Annotated in this window: 14 protein-coding genes and 1 riboswitch; of the genes, 12 read left to right on the top strand and 2 right to left on the bottom strand. The window is 45.3% G+C overall.

The genetic code is table 11. The features are described from left to right. The first annotated feature begins 22 nt into the window (after positions 1-22). Positions 23-523 carry a homoserine kinase gene (gene thrB, locus NST47_RS21745; RefSeq protein ID WP_341157007.1) on the top strand — a complete coding sequence of 167 codons (501 nt, stop codon included), beginning with the start codon at positions 23-25 and terminating at the stop codon, positions 521-523. Between the two features lie 164 nt (positions 524-687). Here the strand turns inward: thrB and NST47_RS21740 are convergent, their stop codons facing one another. After that, a complete protein-coding gene (locus NST47_RS21740; protein WP_341159723.1) occupies positions 688-2,751 on the bottom strand; it encodes a GMC family oxidoreductase in 2,064 nt (687 codons plus the stop codon). Between the two features lie 607 nt (positions 2,752-3,358). Between NST47_RS21740 and NST47_RS21735 the strand changes: the two genes are divergently transcribed. Beyond that, positions 3,359-3,781: a hypothetical protein gene (locus NST47_RS21735; protein WP_341157006.1), complete on the top strand. Its 423-nt coding sequence runs from the start codon at positions 3,359-3,361 to the stop codon at positions 3,779-3,781. Between the two features lie 11 nt (positions 3,782-3,792). Beyond that, a complete protein-coding gene (locus tag NST47_RS21730) occupies positions 3,793-8,736 on the top strand; it encodes a DUF4132 domain-containing protein (protein ID WP_341157005.1) in 4,944 nt (1,647 codons plus the stop codon). A gap of 254 nt (positions 8,737-8,990) precedes the next feature. Here NST47_RS21730 and NST47_RS21725 read toward each other — a convergent pair whose 3' ends face one another. Further along, the gene (locus tag NST47_RS21725) at positions 8,991-9,485 is read right to left on the bottom strand and encodes a C40 family peptidase (RefSeq protein WP_341157004.1); all 495 of its coding nucleotides are present in this window, start codon (positions 9,483-9,485) and stop codon (positions 8,991-8,993) included. A 318-nt stretch (positions 9,486-9,803) separates the two neighbouring features. On the opposite strand from NST47_RS21725, the gene NST47_RS21720 reads away from it, so the two are divergent. From NST47_RS21720 to NST47_RS21680, 9 genes are all read left to right on the top strand, one after another. Then, positions 9,804-10,823 (top strand): AraC family transcriptional regulator, encoded by a 1,020-nt coding sequence (locus tag NST47_RS21720; protein ID WP_341157003.1) that lies wholly within the window; start codon positions 9,804-9,806, stop codon positions 10,821-10,823. A 211-nt stretch (positions 10,824-11,034) separates the two neighbouring features. Continuing rightward, positions 11,035-12,072 carry an ABC transporter substrate-binding protein gene (locus NST47_RS21715; protein WP_341157002.1) on the top strand — a complete coding sequence of 346 codons (1,038 nt, stop codon included), beginning with the start codon at positions 11,035-11,037 and terminating at the stop codon, positions 12,070-12,072. Positions 12,073-12,167: 95 nt separating this feature from the next. Then, positions 12,168-13,193: a FecCD family ABC transporter permease gene (locus tag NST47_RS21710; RefSeq protein WP_445667477.1), complete on the top strand. Its 1,026-nt coding sequence runs from the start codon at positions 12,168-12,170 to the stop codon at positions 13,191-13,193. Between the two features lies 1 nt (position 13,194). Then, positions 13,195-13,959 (top strand): ABC transporter ATP-binding protein, encoded by a 765-nt coding sequence (locus NST47_RS21705; protein ID WP_341157000.1) that lies wholly within the window; start codon positions 13,195-13,197, stop codon positions 13,957-13,959. Between the two features lie 20 nt (positions 13,960-13,979). Further along, positions 13,980-15,434: an MFS transporter gene (locus tag NST47_RS21700; protein WP_341156999.1), complete on the top strand. Its 1,455-nt coding sequence runs from the start codon at positions 13,980-13,982 to the stop codon at positions 15,432-15,434. A gap of 78 nt (positions 15,435-15,512) precedes the next feature. Next, complete coding sequence (locus tag NST47_RS21695) at positions 15,513-16,976, top strand: hypothetical protein (protein WP_341156998.1); 1,464 nt, start codon at positions 15,513-15,515, stop codon at positions 16,974-16,976. A 43-nt stretch (positions 16,977-17,019) separates the two neighbouring features. Then, positions 17,020-17,676, top strand: a complete 657-nt coding sequence (locus NST47_RS21690; protein ID WP_341156997.1) for a GNAT family N-acetyltransferase — start codon at positions 17,020-17,022, stop codon at positions 17,674-17,676. A gap of 58 nt (positions 17,677-17,734) precedes the next feature. After that, positions 17,735-18,298 (top strand): LOG family protein, encoded by a 564-nt coding sequence (locus tag NST47_RS21685; protein WP_341156996.1) that lies wholly within the window; start codon positions 17,735-17,737, stop codon positions 18,296-18,298. Positions 18,299-18,384: 86 nt separating this feature from the next. Beyond that, positions 18,385-18,484, top strand: a riboswitch (purine riboswitch). Between the two features lie 74 nt (positions 18,485-18,558). Further along, positions 18,559-19,512, top strand: coding sequence for an EamA family transporter (locus NST47_RS21680; protein WP_341156995.1), 954 nt, complete (start codon positions 18,559-18,561; stop codon positions 19,510-19,512). Positions 19,513-19,532 lie beyond the last annotated feature (20 nt).

Raw genomic sequence — 19,532 nt, 5'->3', positions numbered from 1 at the left:
ACCAGCAAAAGTGAGGAAGAATATGAATATAGTTCTTATAGGTATGTCGGGAGCTGGTAAAAGCACTTTAGGTGTGCTGCTTGCAAAAGCTTTAGGAATGGATTACGTGGATACAGATATTGTCATACAACAACATGAAGGTAGGTTGTTACAAGATATAATTGATAATGAGGGTATCGAAAAATTTATGGAAGTCGAAGAACAAATTGTGTCTGAATTGAAGCTGAAAAATTGCATTATATCTACTGGTGGAAGTGTTATATATTCAGAAAAAGCTATGAATGTCCTAAAACAGGATGGACAAATTGTTTATTTACATGTCCCATATGAAGAAATTAAAAGAAGACTAATCAACATAACTACCAGAGGCATTGTAATAAAGAAAGGAAATAGTCTTAAAGACGTTTACGAGGAAAGAGTTCCTCTATACGTTAAGTATAGTGATATAACTGTTGATTGCTCAAATAAGGACATAGAATATTGTGTTAGTGAAATTATAAAGAAAATACAAGAAATTGAATGAAACTATATTTTGTCACGAAGGAGGAGCTTGCCGTGAGACAGCTTCTCTTTTTTTGTTAAAGTAACAGGAGGCCACTCTCATGAATCATTGCCTGTGACTGCGCTGATTTATAGCATATCAGCAGCCACAGGCATGTTTGTATAAGGATAACTCAAAGCATCTCGCTACGCTTGTTTCACCAGGTTTTCTGCAGTGCGAAAAGCCAGGGCAAGAATCGTCAACACCGGGTTAACGCCGCCATTGGTCACGTGTACGGAGCCGTCGCTCACCCAGAGATTATCGTATCCATGTACGCGTCCAGATGGGTCGGTGACTGATGTCAAAGGGTCGTCACCCATCCGCAGTGTTCCCGCCTGATGCTGCCCAGCACTTAGCCCTCCACCGGATCGAGTTCGCCACACCCGACGTGCTCCGGCAGCCCAGAGCCAAGTTTCCGCTTGCTCTGCTAGCATGGCAGCGGCTCGAAGAGATTCGGGATGGACACTTCCTGAGAGCTGGGCCACGGGCATTCCGAAGCGATCTTTGACCGTTGGCGAGAGCCGGACTCTTGATTCTGCGGTCGGGATATCCTGGATCGGTCCCTGAACATGACTGGTGCGCAGGTAACTTTCCCGCATCGTTTCCTTGCCTGCGCTTCCCCATCGCACCGCATCCGGCGCAAGTGCCCGGTTCCAGTGAATGAGCGGCAGCCGGGTGAACTCGTTGGCAAGCATTCCGCCCCCGACAATCCCGCCCCCGTTACCATGGGCAAAGCGACAGGTGGCAATACTCACTCCAGGTCCAAGGCCGTCTTGAACCGGATCATCAAATAGGGCGTAGGCACCCGTATAGACATGACCTTGAAGGTTTCTTCCTACTTGCCCGTTCCGATTGCCTACCCCATGTGGCTCTGCATCGTTCGCCGAATTGAGGAGAAGCCGCGCACTTTCGATAGCTCCGGCTGCAACCATCACGTGCGCTGCTCGCACTTGCCGATGTTGGATCGAGCCCGCCACCGACTGCACAAGGCGAACCCCAGTGGCGTGCCTTCCTGCTTCCGTGTCGATTCGCTCCACCATGGTATCGCATATCAGGTCGCAGTTGCCGGAAGCGATGGCCCTCAATAACATCGTATTGTGGCCGCCATTCTTGCTATTGGTCGGACAGGCGAATCCGACACACTGGCCGCACCGCCCACAGGCCGGCCGACCGTCACGTTCGACGGAGTTGATGAGGAGTGGAACAGGCCCCACATTCCATCCCAATTTTGCTGCTCCCTGAGCCAAGCGTTCTGCTTCCAGTGTCCTCGGGAGTGCTGGCATTGGAAAAGGAAGTCGCTGCCTCCCGCGACCAGCGTGGGCATCACCGTCCCCAGAGACACCAACTTCCCACTCTGCCCGCTCGTAATAAGGTTCGAGTTCATCATAGTTAATCGGCCAATCGCTGAGCGAACTCCCGTCTGGAATCCCATAGCGAGTCGCCATACGAAAGTCATCCGGATGAAATCGCCATGCTTGTGCCCCGTAGACCCGTGTGCCGCCACCCAGCGTCATTGCGTTATTATGATAGTCGCCTTCGAAGGGTGCTGTAATCCGCTCTTCTCCGTTGGCCACAATAATTGAGCGAGGATTGCCTTCGTGCCCTGGTCCTGTGTTATGGCCGTATTTGCTAAAACGATGATTGCGCAGATGATCTCTTCCTATCTGACTATATCGAAGCCAGCTTCCACGTTCGATGATGAGAACACGAAGCCCCGATTCGGCCAATACCGCCGCCGCTACCGAGCCACCTGCCCCGGCTCCCACGATGATAACATCATACTGGTCTTGAAGCTGATCGAAGGTCACTTGGGATGGATCGGTTTCCAGGATCGGTTCATGGGTTTCGGAGACGGGTCCCGGACGAAATCCAATCATGTCCCACGACTTACCCTCGCTATTCCCACCGGCCTCAGGACTTCCATAGTAACCTTCGATAACCAGGCTCAAAAGGGTGGCGAAGAAGTGTTTAGGTGAAACCGGCCAGTCCTGAACCTGATCACGCTCAAGGTCAAGCAGCAGTGCGTCTTGCTCGTTTGCTGACAGTTCAGAAAACGGTCGACGATAGAGATGGATTGCTTCTGCATTCAGTGCACGAAGTCCGGGTTCAATCAAATCGATCCAGGTAGGGACATCCTCGCTGACGCGACGTTCCAGGTAGGTCAGGACTCCCGCATCGGTTGCCGATGGCCATGTATCTTCCGGAATCATCCGGTCGGCGACCGCCTCCAAGATAGGGCGCAGCTCGCTCAAATAATTCTCCTGATTGCCTGGTTTCATTTGCATTCACCATCCAATGTCATTTGGCTTACATCATAATTACTCATCCTCATGTACGTTTTCTCCTTTATCCGTCGGATTGTCCACTCAATCCCATGAACAGTTTTGATCACCACTATCTATTCATCTTTATCTGAAAGCGCTGTCATGGAGAAGGGAGGGTACATACCCTTCTAACCTCTAGTCTATCACGTGCCCTCGGATTCCCGCTAGACAATTACTCAATTGCACTTCCATATCGTATCGGTTGTGATCGTGGGGGCGGAGACTGGAACGTAGTCTCAAAAATGATCCCAATGATGTTGCGCAACTATTTAAGCAGGTGCTGATTGAAGAGGAATACCATACTTTATTTGATAAGATTGTTTTTGCAATTATAGATAATCAGATGCTAAACGCACTTTGAATATTTTTAAAAAGCATTTAATAGGCTAATCGTGATAGTTGGATGTATAGAATAAAGCTCATTGCTACTGTTTCTAACTGGAAGGCTTTGGGTAAGGGTATTAAGAATAATGTCATGTATTGGAGGCGCTTTGTGTTGATCGTGTTCATAACGGTAAAAAGCCTGGGCAAAAAAAATACAGTATTGGACAAAAAAGAGTGGCAGCTAAGTGGGGTACCCGAGAGCTTACGAGCCTTGCTTGTCGATGTGGTCACCACCAATGTCAGGCAGTTTAATGACCGCGAAGCCGGGGTGACGTTGGTTCCGTATTTGACTCAGGGTGAAATCGACGTACAGAGCCGTACGGGGAAAGTCGGCTTTGGAACTTTATATAACGAACAGAAGGCGAATTTGGAGGAAGCCGTGAAGACGGCTATTTCCGCTTATGAGGATGGCTTGTATAAGGTTTTTATTAACGGCGTAGAAATCGAGCTATTGGATGAACCCTTGGTTGTGCAGGAAAGAGACGATATCGCATTGATCCGGTTTACGATGTTGGCAGGAAGATTATGGTAGGGGGCGATTGAATGGATAGAGAAGAACAGCAGCTTTATTTTACAAGGCTGGAGGAACGGGTGCAGGAGCTGGACTTGACCGATATTCAGCGTCAATTAGCCGGTATACTCGTTAAGAATGCCAAAACCGGTTATAACGACGATGAGTCCAACAAACAAATTTACGCACTTTTACATACAATTTCGAATGGGCAAGACAGCCTTCTATACGAACCGCTCGAAGTGATCATACAGCAACTGTTTGATGAATATCAGGCGAATATTTTCCGATATATAGTCAGGCATGCGGTTGAATTTCCATACAGCAGCGGATACAGCAGAAGACCCTTTCGCTCAGCCGAGCTCAGTGTACATAAGGACCGGATTCTGCTCAAATTTATATCCTTGCTTCATTTACAAAGCTGCGAATTTTCAGTCATCGATTATTTGACCAAACCGAACTATTTGTCGGAGCACGAGTTCTGGGTTCCGCTTTGGGCAATCGGAGATACCGTGGCTTATGAAATCGATCACCATAATGAAGCGGTTCTTCAAGCCTTAAAGGAGATTATCTACGGCGATAATAATACAGCGCTGCTGTCTGCGCCTATGATATCCGGTGTGTTTTTAAGTCATAGCGAGGAAGCTTACCGGATGATCGGGGAGCTGCTGGTCGCTGCGCGGCTTCAAGAAGGTCTGAGACAAAGTATTGTTGAGAAAATGGATGAAGGCACCGTGGGTGCTATGGTATATATGCTGAAAGTGATCTCCGAGCATAATCTAATCCGCTACAGTTCAGTAGTCCGCGCACTGGATGTATGGACGGGATTAGGGCTTGAAGCTGCAGACAGCCGTGTCGCTAAGCAATGTTTGGAATACGCGGTACTGTGTCTGGGTGACAAGTTGCAGCGGGATGAGTGGCTGCAGAGTAGTAATGTAATCCAAATTTATATGAGTCTGTGGGCGACAGCCGTACATGAGGAAAAGGACCTTGATGATAAAATCCGTTATCTGATGCAGGATAAGGAAACATATCGGAAGGTTGTCGCTCAATATGTATTGGCGCAGAGTCAGAATACAGAAGTGAAGTTCGATATTGCTCATGAATGGCTTGAAGTACAGGACCCAGAGCTGCAATACTGGATAATATCTAACTATTCCTATAGCTATGGATATACCTGGCAGCTCCAAAATGGAGAAAATATTCGAAAAATTCAGGTGCAGCGTAATACTCTGTTAGAAAATAAGACGGTAAGAAGGCAGCAGTTCGAGCAGTTGGCAGCGATGACCAAGGCAATGCCGCAGAAAGTAATCCATGTGACCTCAAGGGTATTCGATTGGATGACCGTTACGCATACTGTCGATTCCATAGTCAAAAAGATGATGTATTTAACCGCTTACGATATGGATGCGGAATGGATTGCAGAGCTAATCGCACTTAAGGATACCACAAGTCCCGACCTTAGAGGGGATCTGCTTAAAGACTTCACGAATGATCCTATGAATCCTGTGCAGCGCGAATTTATTCTTGCAAGTCTGGCTGATAAAAGCATGAGCAATCGCGAAATTGCGCTTAGACAAGCGGCCAAGTTCGATTTGAATGATAATGAAATCGAACAAATGTCAGGAATATTGAAGCTGAAGACAGGAACACTCAGGCAGAGCGCGATTCAAATTCTGCTGAAGCAGCCTGCCGAGAAGCTGGAAAGTGCGGTAGACCTCCTGCTGAATAGTCGTGATGAGCTCCAGCGTCTGGCCGCATTGGAGATGCTGACAGAATTGAAAGCAGAGGCGGCTCATGTGGGGCTGTACACGCGTCTGAAAGAAAAAACTTCTCGCATCAAAGCACCTACGGACAAAGAGAGGCTTCTGTTGAATAAGCTGGAGCAAGCGGATGCGTACACCGAAGCTAATGGTTATGGCCTGTTTGATCCTGCCATCAGTACGGAATCGTTGACTACGGTGAAACAGGTACCACTCTCTCAACTGGCTGCTGTAAAAAACCTGTTTACATTGTCCTTGCAGCAGATGGAACCATTTCTTCAAGGATTGAGTGACCTGATTCATGATCATCGTCATTATGAATATGAGTTCGAGGATTATTCGAATGCCAAGCAAGCAGTTCTCCTGGGTACAAATTTGAGCACCTTGAAGTGGAGGTATGAAGAGGATGATCTGACTCCTTCTATCGAACGTTATCCACTTGCCCAAGTATGGAAGGATTATTGGCAAGCCAGTGGATTTGGCACCGCAGAGCTGATCCAGCTTGAATTTTATCGCAGAGCAGATGAGCTATACCGCTATTATTCTGGTGGATTAAGAAGCTGGGAGGCCAATTATTATGAAGCTCCTGAAGGTTGGCGAACCGAGTTCCTGGAACACTTGTATCCCATGGAAATTGTCAAGGAAATGATCGATTTCTATAAGCGTATTCCCTACGCGGATCAGGTCAAGCAGCTTGTAGGAGCCTATCTGGAGGATTGCCCCGAATCAGAGAAGTTTAAGGTCGCCGATCAAGTAGTGAATCTGATCGTAGGTGCTTTTCCAGAGGAACGCTTGAAGGAAGAGAAGGAAGTGAAGCTGCTCGATCTATATACCGCTATATGGCGCCGCTGGCAGCACGCGTATGTATATGATGATGCATCGTTTATTGCATTTTTTCGCCTACACTATATGTTGTATCATATCCATGAGTACGAGTATAACCACTTATCCATTGAGGATTTTGCTCGCGCATACGAGCTGTCGGTTATTGATGATAACATCGTATTCAGGGAGCTGCTGATTAGACCGAGAAGCGACAATCATATCAACAGAATTACCCATCCTAACTTTAAAATTGTTGAGAAGCATCCATCCTTGACTGTATTTAGGGAGCAAGTGCTGGAGCGTATTCTGGAGATTGAGTTGAACCGGGGCGATCTGTCGACAGAGGTTACACGGCTTGCCAATAGTATCCGACATATGGAAGGCATGGACTATTTTATCCGTATTCTATCCGGTCTTGATAAGGAAAGCTTCGTACGTGGATATATATATGGTTATGGTCGCGATGTCACGAAAAAAGAAACGTTCAGCAACCTGCTCAAAGTATGCCATCCGCAAGCTGGAGAAGACAAGGTTCTGCTGAAGCAGCTGCTGGAGAACAGGAAGATTTCCGAACAAAGGCTGCTGGAAGCAGCGATGTATGCGCCGCAGTGGGTCGAGATCGTGTCCGATTATTTGGGATGGAGCGGTCTTCGGAGCGCAGCATGGTATTTTCACGCCCATATTAATGAATCCTTTTCCGCAGAAAAGGAAACGATTGTGGCGCATTATTCGCCTATTTCACCGCAGGATTTCAATGATGGAGCCTTCGATATTCGATGGTTTCAGGAGGCTTATGAAGAGCTGGGAGCACAGAAGTTCCAGATTCTGTACCAATGCGCCAAATATATATCTGCCGGATCGAATCACAGGCGCTCCCAGCTGTTTGCCGATGCCGTGCTGGGCAGTCTGAAACTTGAGGAGATGAAGAACTCCATCAAGGATAAGCGAAATAAAGACCATCTGCTAACCTACAGTCTGATTCCTCTCGGTAAGAATCGTGACCGCGATATTCGGGAGCGTTATGAATTTATTCATCAATTTTTGAAGGAAAGCAAAACTTTCGGAGCGCAGCGAAGAGTCAGCGAAGCGAAGACGGCCAACATTGCTTTGGATAATCTGGCGAGAAATGGCGGCTATGCGGATGTGATTCGAATGACATGGGACATGGAAGGCAGAAAGCTTGATGGTCTGCTGCATTATTTGGAACCCAAGGAGCTTGACGATCTGACTGCACAGCTGGTCATTCAAGATAACGGTAAATCCGAGATTCGCTTAACACGTAAAGGCAAGGAGCTTAAATCGGTACCGGCCAGCTATAAGAATCATGAATATATAACGGCTCTTAAGGAAACAAAATCCGAGCTTACGGATCAGTACAAGAGAGCGAGGGCAGAGCTGGAGCGTTCGATGGAGGCAGGCAGTGTCTTTACCTTAAACGAAATCAGTTTGTTAATGCGAAATCCGGTGATTGCTCCATTGGTGAGTGTATTGGTGTTAAAGGCGGGTGAACATCTGGGTTATTTCTCCAATCATGAATTGTTAGGGGTTAACGGCGAACGGTATACGATTGGTATTGAGGACCAGCTGCTGATCGCACATCCGCTGCATGTTGCCGAAAGTGGTTTGTGGAGCCTGTACCAGAAGGATTTGTTCGACCGCCAGCTGAAGCAGCCGTTTAAGCAGATTTTCAGAGAATTGTATGTGCCTAATGCCGATGAGCTCGCTAGCGGAACGCTTTCCCGCAGGTACGCAGGGCATCAGGTGCAGCCGCGAAAAACCGTGGCTCTGCTCAAAAGCCGGATGTGGACAGTCAGTTATGAGGAAGGCTTGCAAAAAGTATATTACAAGGAAAATGTGGTTGCGAGTATCTACGCATTGGCGGATTGGTTCTCACCATCGGATGTGGAATGTCCGACTTTGGAGACGGTTCGTTTCTTCGACAGAAAAACGTACGAGAGCTTGAACCTCGGCCAGGTACCGCCTATTATTTTCTCGGAAGTTATGCGTGACGTGGATTTGGTTGTAAGTGTAGCCCATGTGGGTGGCGTTGATCCGGAAGCAAGTCTGACCACGATACATATGCGTACAGCTATCGTGCGTGAGTCGCTGCGTTTATTGAAGATAGATAATGTGGAGCTGGAAGGAAATCATGCACGTATTACTGGTAAGCTGGGCGAATACAGTGTTCACCTTGGTAGTGGCATTGTGCATAAACAGGCAGCAGGCGCATTGGCGATCATTCCGGTTCATTCACAGCATAGAGGCAAGCTATTTTTGCCATTCATGGATGAAGATCCCAAAACCGCGGAAATTTTGTCCAAAATCGTCCTGCTGGCCCAGGATACCAAAATTAAGGACCCACAGATTTTATTACAGCTTCAGGCTTAGGTCAGTGATTTAATGAAAGAATACAAGACAGGGACATCTGTAGCAGCTATTAAGCGCACAAATGTCCCTTTTTATGATCGTGATGGATTCAATTGTATTGTTATGTATCACTCGTACAGCTCACCTAATGAGGTATACCGAGACGTTCGAGCTTGCATTGACGAATACGATTGTATCCGGAATTTTCAATACGCGAAGCCTAACGGTTTATGCTACAAGAGCTGGTTAACATCATTAAATAACTGTATATGTTATTATAGAACACGGCGTGCTGTTACGTAAGTCTTGTCCCATGTACTGCCAGAAAAATTGGAAATCGTGACCCCTACGCCGACTTTATAAGTATGAAGTAATTTATTATTGCCCATATAGATGCTGACATGGTTGATTTTACCGTCTCTGTTTGTGTCCGAGAATATTAAATCACCTGGCTTGAGCTGGCTTTTTGAAACATATTTTCCTACTTTGGATTGCTGCACAGAAGAACGAGGTAAACTAATTCCATTTTTCTTATATACATATTGTGTAAATGAAGAGCAGTCGAATGCCGAGGTGATGCCCGAGGATGCTCCGAATTTATAAGGGACTCCTAAGTATTTTTTGCCTGTGGCAAATATCTTGTTGGCCGTGGAAGTGCTGGAAGCTGTAGCTGCATATGCCGATTGTGGTGTGATGACAAGACTACCTGAAAAAAAGATCGAAAGACTGAGACCAATACCGACAATAGTTTTACCGTAGCGTTTATTCATGCTGTTCATGTTTCCTCCTAAGGTAAGTTTTGGACGGGTGATTTACCCAAAACCACCATACCACAAATAAAACTTCCACTATTTACTAGATACCCCTGAAAGTCTTGCCCCGCATGGTATAGATCCTCTTTATTAGAAATTAATGAGAAAATTTTAATCTAAACCCCCTTGACGAAATATTTCCCATGGAAAACAAATCTTTTTGTTCATAATTTTGCGTATAGTTCCAGTGAGTGATCCGCTGTGAACATGTTGTAGTGAAGCATAGGATAGCGTACAATGCATCGTATACAAAGGGGGAGGAAGGAGAGGTATTCGATGACTTTACATATACTGAATATGGAAATCCATGATCTGTTTGATGAATTTACGAGATTGGTAGAGGGAAACGTTCAGCACAATGCATCTGAGCAGCGGCTTACCCTACCTTCACATATTGGACAGGGTAGCATTACGCGGACACGGATTCGTCCAGGCATGGAGATCTTGTATACGGATATTACTTTCGAGCAAGATATGAAGCTTCATATCCAGGAGGCTTGTCCCTTGTTTGAATTAAGCTATTGCCTAAGCGGCGAAATTTATTGCGAGTGGGATGGCAAGGACAGCCATACGGATAAACAAACAGGCAATGTGCTTTTTCTCGATGATGTTCAGGTATATGAAGAGAAAAAGGCAGGAATCCGCAATCAGCTGCTGGAAATCAGGCTTAGCCCGGATGAGCTGCTGCAATATGCCGGGGACGTTACGGAGAAAGGGCAAATGGAAACCTGGCTCAAGCATCATCGTGGAAACATTGACCGTTATCCGGACACTCCGGCAATCCAAAAATGTGTATCGGAAATGATTCATTGCACGTATCACGGAACGATGAAACGCTTATATATGGAAAGCAAAGCGCTTGAATTTATCGCATTGTTTGGCGAGTCCGATGGCTACGGTTCTGTGGGCGGAAGCATGACACTTAGGCATGATGATATAACAAAGCTGAAGCGGGTCCACGAGCTGGTGCAAATCCATTACGAACAACCATTGTCGATTCGCGAGCTAGCCAAGCGGGCAGGATTGAATGAATTCAAGCTGAAAAAGGGATTTCGTGAATTGTTTGGCGTGACGATCTTCGAGCTTGTACGTCAGAAACGGATGGAGAAAGCGCTCTGGTATATGGAAGTAGAAGGGTTGAATGTGGGGGAAACGGCTGTTTCAGTCGGTTATAGCAATGTCAGTAATTTCACGACGACCTTTCGCAAGCATTATGGCTGCAATCCCAGTGAATACTTAAAGCATATGGATCAACAGAAAGTGGTGCGTAACAGGCTGCCGAATAACTTGAACTAACAGAGAACTTCAAGATTGTAGAACATATGGTTCGGTGACGAGCGATATTTCAACAGACTTGAGGTTTTTTTGTATGCTCCCTTAACAAGGAGAGAACCTCCTTTAACAGGTAGAGAAAAACAACGATGTAAATGATAATCATTATCATAGACTGTTCGACCAAGTTAATCAATCGGTGGGGCAAGACAACTACAAGATGAGGAGTATTTATATGAAAAGAAGTGGGGTTATGTTGCTCATAATGGTGATGGTATTGTGTTCGGCTTGCGCGCAGACAGTTACTGTTCCTCCGAGCGGGACCGAAAGCTTTGACAATGGAAAGGTTGAAACCCTGCAAACAGGGTATGGAGAGAATAAGGCATATCCCGTGTCGATCCAGATTTATACGGACGAAGGAAAAGCGATGAAACAAACGATTACCAAGAAACCCGAAAGGGTGGTAGTGCTTGGGTCCGCCATGGCAGAGCTTATGATTGAATTTGGACTGAAGGATAAGGTGATAGGTGTTGGTTATCTGGATCAATCCTTTTCCAAATATGCGGATCCGATCGCTCAGATGCCGTTTCTTTCACAATTATGGCCGTCTAAGGAGGCCGTTATAGCATTGAAACCTGATCTTATTTATTCGGTCTCGTCCGCTTTTAAAGAAGATAGACTGGGAGATATTGCATTTTGGAATGATCGAGGCATTCCAGTGCTTTCAGCCGCCAACTTTACAATTGGACGAAGCATTGAACAGTATTTTACGGACATTAAAAATTTTGGTGCCGCTTTTCAAATTGAAGACAAGACGAATGCCTATTTAAAAGAACAGAACGCTAGAATGGATCAGGTCAAAAAAATGGCCAAAACAGCTGAACAAACTCCCAAAGTATTGCTAATTGCAAGTGCCGGACGTGAAAACTACGATTACTATCCACCTTCCTGGTGCATTATTGATGAAATGATAGAAGGAGCAGGAGGGGAGTATATGAAATTGTCAAAGGACGGATATATACAGATGTCACTGGAGGCTATCATTGCCGCTAATCCGGAAAAAATTATGATCACGGAGTTTCAGGAGCCTGATCGCGACGTTACCAAAAACAAACTGCTTTCGAATGATAGATTAAAAAATGTTAATGCCATAAAAACGGGAAATGTGATGGTGGTTGATTATACCAATGCTATTCGTGGCAGTCTGGAGCTTGCAGATCTTTATGACAAGGTAGCAGCGTTCATTCATCCTGAAATATTTGGAGGCAAATAAACATGTCAACCGCTATTGAAACGAACGTGCCACAAGGAACCTCACTACATTATGATTCTGTATTAAAAAGTCGAGCTTTGTTTACAGTGATCATCATGTTGTTGATTGCAGCCGTTGGATGTTCAGTCATTTTTGCCGTATCGATCGGACAAGTGTCCATACCTTTTACGGAATCGTATCGGATATTGATCTATCAATTAACCGGTATACAAATCGGGGACCTCTATGGACTTACATCGGGGACCTTTGTAGATATTATTTGGCAAATCCGTCTACCGCGGGTACTGATGGCCATGATTGTCGGTTCCGGTCTTGCTTTGTGCGGAACGGTTATGCAGGCCTCAGTACAAAACCCATTGGCTGATCCGTATATTTTGGGAATTTCATCGGGTGCCTCGCTAGGAGCAACCTTTTCTATTATGGTTGGTTTTGGCGCCGCTGGTATCATGGGCGAGATGGGGATAGCGATGTGGGCTTTTGTCGGCGCAATTGGGGCTGCCGGTCTCGTCCTAATCCTCGCCAGCATGGGTGGCAAAATGTCTTCCGTTAAACTCGTACTTGTCGGGATGGTCATTAATGCCTTGTGCAGTGCATGTTCAAATTTTATCGTTTATTTTGCGAAAGACGCAGAAGGGATTCGTTCCGTGACCTTTTGGACCATGGGAAGTCTCGCCTCTGCCAAGTGGGATAAACTCCCCTTAATTGTCATCGTGATGGTTGCAGCCGTTCTCTTTTTTATATTTCAATCCCGAGTCATGAATACGATGCTGATGGGTGATGAAGCTGCAGTCACCTTAGGCATTAACCTTAATGTATACAGAAGATTGTATATGGTTATAGCTTCCCTGCTAACGGGTATCATTGTGGCAACGTGCGGCATTATCGGATTCGTTGGTTTAATTGTTCCTCATCTCGTCAGAAGTATTGTCGGTTCTGACCACAAACGCCTTATCCCGATAGTCATCTTAACGAGTGCCATTTTTCTGATTTGGACGGATGTATTGGCAAGGACCATCATACCCAAGGGTGAACTGCCGATCGGTATTGTGACAGCTCTGCTTGGTGCTCCTATGTTTATGTACATGTTAATGAAAAAAAACTATGGATTTGGAGGGAAATAGGTTGAAATTACAAGTTGATCATATCCATGTTGCGCTTTCAGGTATCGATATTGTAAAAGACATTTCACTTCAGGTTGATAATCGTCAATTTGTCGGTATTATTGGTCCAAATGGATGCGGAAAATCTACCCTGTTAAAAAGTATTTACAAAGTCATTAAGCCGAACCAAGGGTGGATATGGTTAGATGGAAAAGATGTGTTAAAGTCCAGCCCGAAATCAATTTCCCAAAAGATGGGTGTAGTTGGGCAATTTAATGACATGAGCTTTGATTTCACGGTACACCAAATGGTTATGATGGGAAGGACACCGCATAAACATGCGATGGAATCAGACAACAAAGAAGATTATGAGGTGGTGGAAGCGGCACTTCAAAAAGTTGATTTACTTTCTTATTCGGATAGAAGCTACTTAACCCTTTCCGGTGGCGAAAAACAAAGGGTTATTTTGGCGAGAGCGATTGCGCAGCAGCCCGAATTTTTAATCCTTGATGAACCGACGAACCATTTGGATATCAAATATCAGCTGCAGATCTTATCGATTGTTAAATCTTTAAAAGTGGGTACTTTGACTGCTTTACACGATCTGTCGCTTGCCGCGACATACTGCGATATCATTTATGTTGTCAAAAATGGAAAAGTAGTGGCCAGCGGACAGCCTTATGAAGTTTTAACCAAAGAGCTGGTCAAGCAGGTATATGAAATAGATTGTGAAATGTATACAAATCCTGTCACTGGCGGATTGGCTATCGCTTATATCCCGATATAAACAAGTGGGGAGGAAAAACAATGTCTGAACGTTCATCCACTACGTTAATAACTGATAGACAGGAGGAGCAGCCGGTTGATCCACGCCGTTGGTATGCGCTTGCGGTTATTCTGCTTCCCACATTACTTATTTCGTTGAACACTTACATGATTCAGGTCGCACTACCCTCTATGCAAAACAACCTGAACGCCAGCTTCTCCGAAGCGCAGCTTATCGTTACCGGCTTTTCGCTTGGTTTGGCCGTAGCGCTGATTGTTAGCGGAAAGCTCGGGGATCTATACGGCAGAAAGCGGATGCTGATAATTGGAGTATGCGGGTTTACGGTCATGGCTGCGCTCTGCGGATTAACTTCAGATCCATCACTGCTCATAGCTCTCCGTATTGTTCAAGGACTGACCGCAGCGCTAATCCAACCTCAGGTGTTGTCCATGCTGCAGGTCAACTTTTTGCCAAAGGAAAAGGCGCTCGCTTTTGGTATTTACGGTGCTTTGATTGGCATTGGATTCGCTTTTGGTTTCATTCTTGGCGGAACTATTGTTAATTGGAATCTGCTTGATCTCGGTTGGCGGACGGTATTCTTTTTCAATGTGCCTTTCGGTATTCTTGTCCTGCTGTTAATGCCGTTCCTGCCCGAATCACGAGCTCGTCAGGCGCAAAGCATTGATGGGATCGGAACTATTTTACTCGTGATCGGTTTGGTCCTGCTGGTTTATCCACTGTCGGAGGGGCAGCAGCAAGGGTGGCCGTATTGGACATGGGTCTGTCTGGGATTGTCTATTGCTATTCTGTCTGCATTCGTTTGGGTAGAAATTCGAAAAGCGAAGCAGGACGCTTCACCGCTGGTCGACCTGTCTATTTTCAGACATCGTTCTTTTAGTGTCGGCATGACAGCAGCTGTTGTGATCTATCTCAGTATGTTCTCATTCTTCTTTATTTTGAGTTACTATTTGCAATTCGGCTTGCATTATAATGTTCAATCCACAAGCTTCGTCTTTTTACCGCTCGGGATAGGTTATTGCCTGTCTTCCTTGGTATCGACTCGAATCGTTAGAAGATGGGGGATAATTGTAATGAAATTAGGCACGCTGGCGATGGGGGGCTGCAGCTTATTACTCATGGGCTCCCTCTATATGGATGCGATACATTTCTTACATGTCCAGAATATACTCCTATTATGGATATATGGCCTCGGACTCGGCATGGTCACAACGCCGCTTGTCAACATCGTTCTTAGTGTGGTACCTGCGCAGGATGCGGGAGCTGGGTCAGGCTTGTTCACAACAAGTATGTATTTGGCAAATTCGTTAGGGGTAGCGCTGATTGGGATGTTGTTCTCCTTTTCGTTGAAGCATTCGCTTATAGAAGCGAAGTTGTCGGATTATGTAAGAGCGTTTTCCACCTCTTTATCGGCAACTGGAGGACTTGCCTTTGCTGCGTTTATTTGTCTTTGTTTGATGCGTGAGCGCAATAAATAAGAGCAATGGCATGTATACATAAATAATGAATTGATGTATGATTTTTTAGGAAATATATCCCATTAGGGGGTGAACAAGATGTTCGATTTTCACAAAACCAGAAGAACAAGCGTTAATTCGCAGCAGTCGACGTCAACACGGCGATCACAGGTACCATCAACATTAGATCATTTGCAGCAGACCATAGGCAACCGTGCGTTAGGCCGTATGATACAGTCCCGCGAGTCAGTAGAGAGAACAGGTTCAACAACTGTTATGGATATGCCGGCAGATGGAATGACCGTACAACGAATGATTGACAAAACTAACGGACAACAGGTACCTATCGACTGGGATCATATAGCGGAAGATGAACTTCAAATCGTGCTCAATCATGTTCATGATGGTAACTACGAATTGGAGGCGGGAGATCAGGAACGGCTGCGTGGTGTCATTTCCCGTCATGCACAGGTCAATACAGAGACACAGACAAATAAGGAGGAAGAGGAAAAAGAAGCATCGTCCGAAGATGAAGAGCACCTTGTTGATGATGAATACATGGATTTTATCCATCATACGATTGATGAAAATGAGGAAGCGGAGCAGGAAGATCCCGATTACGATTTTGAGAAAGAATTCAGTCCGGAGCAGCAGGAAATCTATGATAAATTCCACCCGATGTATGAAGCAAGAATGGAGGAAAAGGGCAAGAGGTTTCCAGGGAAATCGGCACAGGGTAATATGCTCGAGCATAACTTCTCTGCGTTCAGCAGCAATATGGGCTTCCAGGAAATCGATGGCAATGCGGCTGCAAAGAATATTCCCGGCATCGATCATTTTGTCGATATGCCTTCATATCTGTTTGTGCAGGATAAGCTGCATTTATCTGCTCATACAGCAAAACCCGAGACCTATCGTAAGCACTATAAGAATCGGCCCAAAATGGCCAAAAACTTCCTTAAATCGATGGCCAGCGATGGTAAGAGAGGTGAGAGTCTGCGGACAACGATGAAATCGATTGTCGACAATCCGGACTGGACCCATAAGGAAAGTGCTGCGTCGATCCATGGCGGAGTTGAGAAGCATCGCAAGGAATATAAAGAAGCGGTTGATGACGATGAAGCACAGACGCTGCCAAGCATCGAAGATAATAAAGAGCTTGTTGATCAAATCACGAGCAATATCGCTTTTTCCATCCCATCCGATATGTGGGAGAAGCTGAAAGCGGACGAAACGATCTCAAAGGAGGAGATGAGTGCCTATCTCCGGCTTGATCTGAGTACGAGTGATTTCAAAAAAATCCTGGATCGTATGCAGGATGTAGTTGCACCCTGGAATGAAGTTGGGGCCAATTCTGACGATGAAGCTTATTTCGGCTCGGATGATGAGGAAGAGGAAAAAGAAGCTCGGGGTCAGGAGGAGGAAGAGAATTCATCGGATGAAGTGGAAGAGTTAGGCGACCGACCGATTGGGCGTGGCAGGAAACGTCCTCAACGGTTGACAAGACTAACTAACAACAAGGCCAAACACCGCAAATACGATTCGGAAGATGGCGGTGAATAGTCGGAAAGGCGTGAAATGAATCTTACTCAATGACAATGAATTAATGAACATACAAGCGGCGACTTTGTACGTACTCAATGAGAAAAACAAAATCATCGGTATCAATGAACGTAATCAGACCAGCGTAACAGCAGTTTTTATTGGTAAAACGAGGGAATCCATTTGTACATATTTTCATAATGATCTGCCACAATCCATTGTTGAAGAGATTCAACAACACACATTGGAGTCTATTCATGTCTTGAATCTATGTAGGATAATTGAGAAATACAAGCCAGTTAAGGACATATGGATAGGACCCGCTTATACATTTAACCAGGACAGCATGTTCATTTCTGAGAGTGAAATTACTCTTATTGATGAGTCCAATAAGAATTTGCTACACCAGCACTTTAGTGAACTACTAGGTGAGCTGGAAGAACGAATGCCTATAGCAGCATATATCATCAATGAAGAAGCTGTTTCTGTTTGTTGTAGTGCACGTAAATCAAGCCAAGCAGCAGAAGCGGGTTTGACGACGATAGAATCCTATAGGGGAAAGGGAATTGGACAGAAAGTTGTACATAAATGGAGTGATGAAATTTTTAAACTAGGACTACTCCCTATTTATAGCACTTCATGGGACAACTTGAGTTCCCAGCGAGTAGCCCAGAAATTGGGGTTAATTCAATTTGGCATGGATTTTAGTATAAGAGTTTAATTTCCATATAGTAGGATAGGATATTATAAATAATTTTAGAGAGAAGCGGAGACGAGTTATGAAAACATTAGCTGTGTATTGTGGATCAAGTACAGGCATTGATCCTATTTATATGAAGGAAGCAAGAAAATTGGGTCAAGCTTTGGCTGCGAATGGGCTGGATCTTGTATACGGAGGCGCAGCAGTTGGCTGTATGGGTGCTGTAGCTGATGCGGTTATGGAATCTGGCGGCAAGGTGATAGGGGTCATACCCAAAAAGCTGGCTAATGTTGAGATTGCACATGAGCATCTTACAGAACTGCATATCGTCGATACTATGCATGAAAGAAAGGCTCTAATGGCACAGTATGCGGATGGTTTTATCGCACTTCCGGGCGGAACAGGCACTTTGGAAGAATGGTTTGAAGTTTTTACATGGGCTCAGCTGGGGTATCATAACAAACCATGTGCCCTGCTGAATATTAATAATTATTACACGCCGATTTTATCGCTTTTTGATCATATGATTGAACAAGGATTTGTAAAGGAAGCGTATAAAAATTTAATAGTTATTGACGATAACCCTACATTATTAATCGAACAGCTCAAGAACTTTAAAGCAGAGTATATAAGCAAGTGGTAAGTCTGCAGCATAGGATTAACCTTAGTTCCATGCGTTCTCCTATTGACAATAGCTAACGCAGCATGTAATATTCAATGTATTGTTTAACTCATCACTCATTATTCATTCGTATAACCTCACGACATTAGGGTGAGGGTCTCTACAGGAAGCCTTAACTTCCTAACTACGAATATAGGACATCTTCGATGATTCTATATTCACAGTTAGGAAGTTTTTTGCTTTCTCGTGGATTGCGTGAAGCAAGGGAGGACATCATAGAAATGAAATATTTGTTATCTGTTTTAATGGGTGCCATCTGTTACGGCATTCTTTCAACAATTGTTGTTACTGCTTACGGAGAAGGCTACGAGCTTGGCGAAGTGGTAGGCAGCCAACTGCTGGTCGGTTGTATTCTGGCCTGGGGATTTATGCTGCTCACGAAGTGGCGGGAAAAAAGCAGGCTGGGATCGAGATCAGGAAAAGCCTCTATTGCTAATCACAAGCTGACTTGGAAGCAGCGATTGTTCCTTATGGCTGCCGGAGCTCCTACGGCTATAACGGGACTGCTGTATTACGAATCCTTAAGGTACATCCCAAATTCTTTGGCTATCATTTTACTATTCCAGTTTACCTGGATTGGTGTTCTGATTCACGCTATAAGCCATCGGAAACGTCCAAATGGGATTGTGCTTCTCACGCTAGTTATCTTGTTTGGCGGCACGTTGCTGGCTGCTGGCATCGTAGAGCAGGGGATGTCCAGATTTAACTGGATCGGTGTCGCTTTGGGGCTGCTATCTGCGGTGAGCTACTCATTGTTCATTTTGCTTAGCGGTAAAGCGATACCTTCCGTACATCCGGCATACCGCAGCGGTTGGATGATCACAGGTGGCATGCTGCTTGTGTTTATCTTGTTCCCTCCTTATTTTCTGATCAACGGACTTCTATTGGGGAAACTGCTTCTATTCGGATTTATGCTCGGGCTATTCGGTGCTTTTCTGCCACCCGTATTGTTTGCAGTTGGAGTTCCTCATATCGGAGAAGGTATGACGGGCATTCTTGGTGCTTCCGAGCTTCCTGTTGCGGTCCTTTTATCTGCCGTCGTCCTGCATGAACATGTAAGTGTGCTTCAGTGGATTGGTGTTGCATTAGTTATGCTTGGAGTTGCACTTCCCGAGGTAGTCAAAAGAATCAGGCGACAGGGTGACAATTATACTGTTACCAGCCTCGATTCCTAATGATCGTCTTGATTAAGGCA

The sequence above is a fragment of the Paenibacillus sp. FSL H8-0034 genome, from assembly GCF_038000305.1.
In the GTDB taxonomy this organism is placed as follows: Bacteria; Bacillota; Bacilli; order Paenibacillales; family NBRC-103111; genus Paenibacillus_S.
This window is presented reverse-complemented; position numbering and strand designations above follow the sequence as displayed.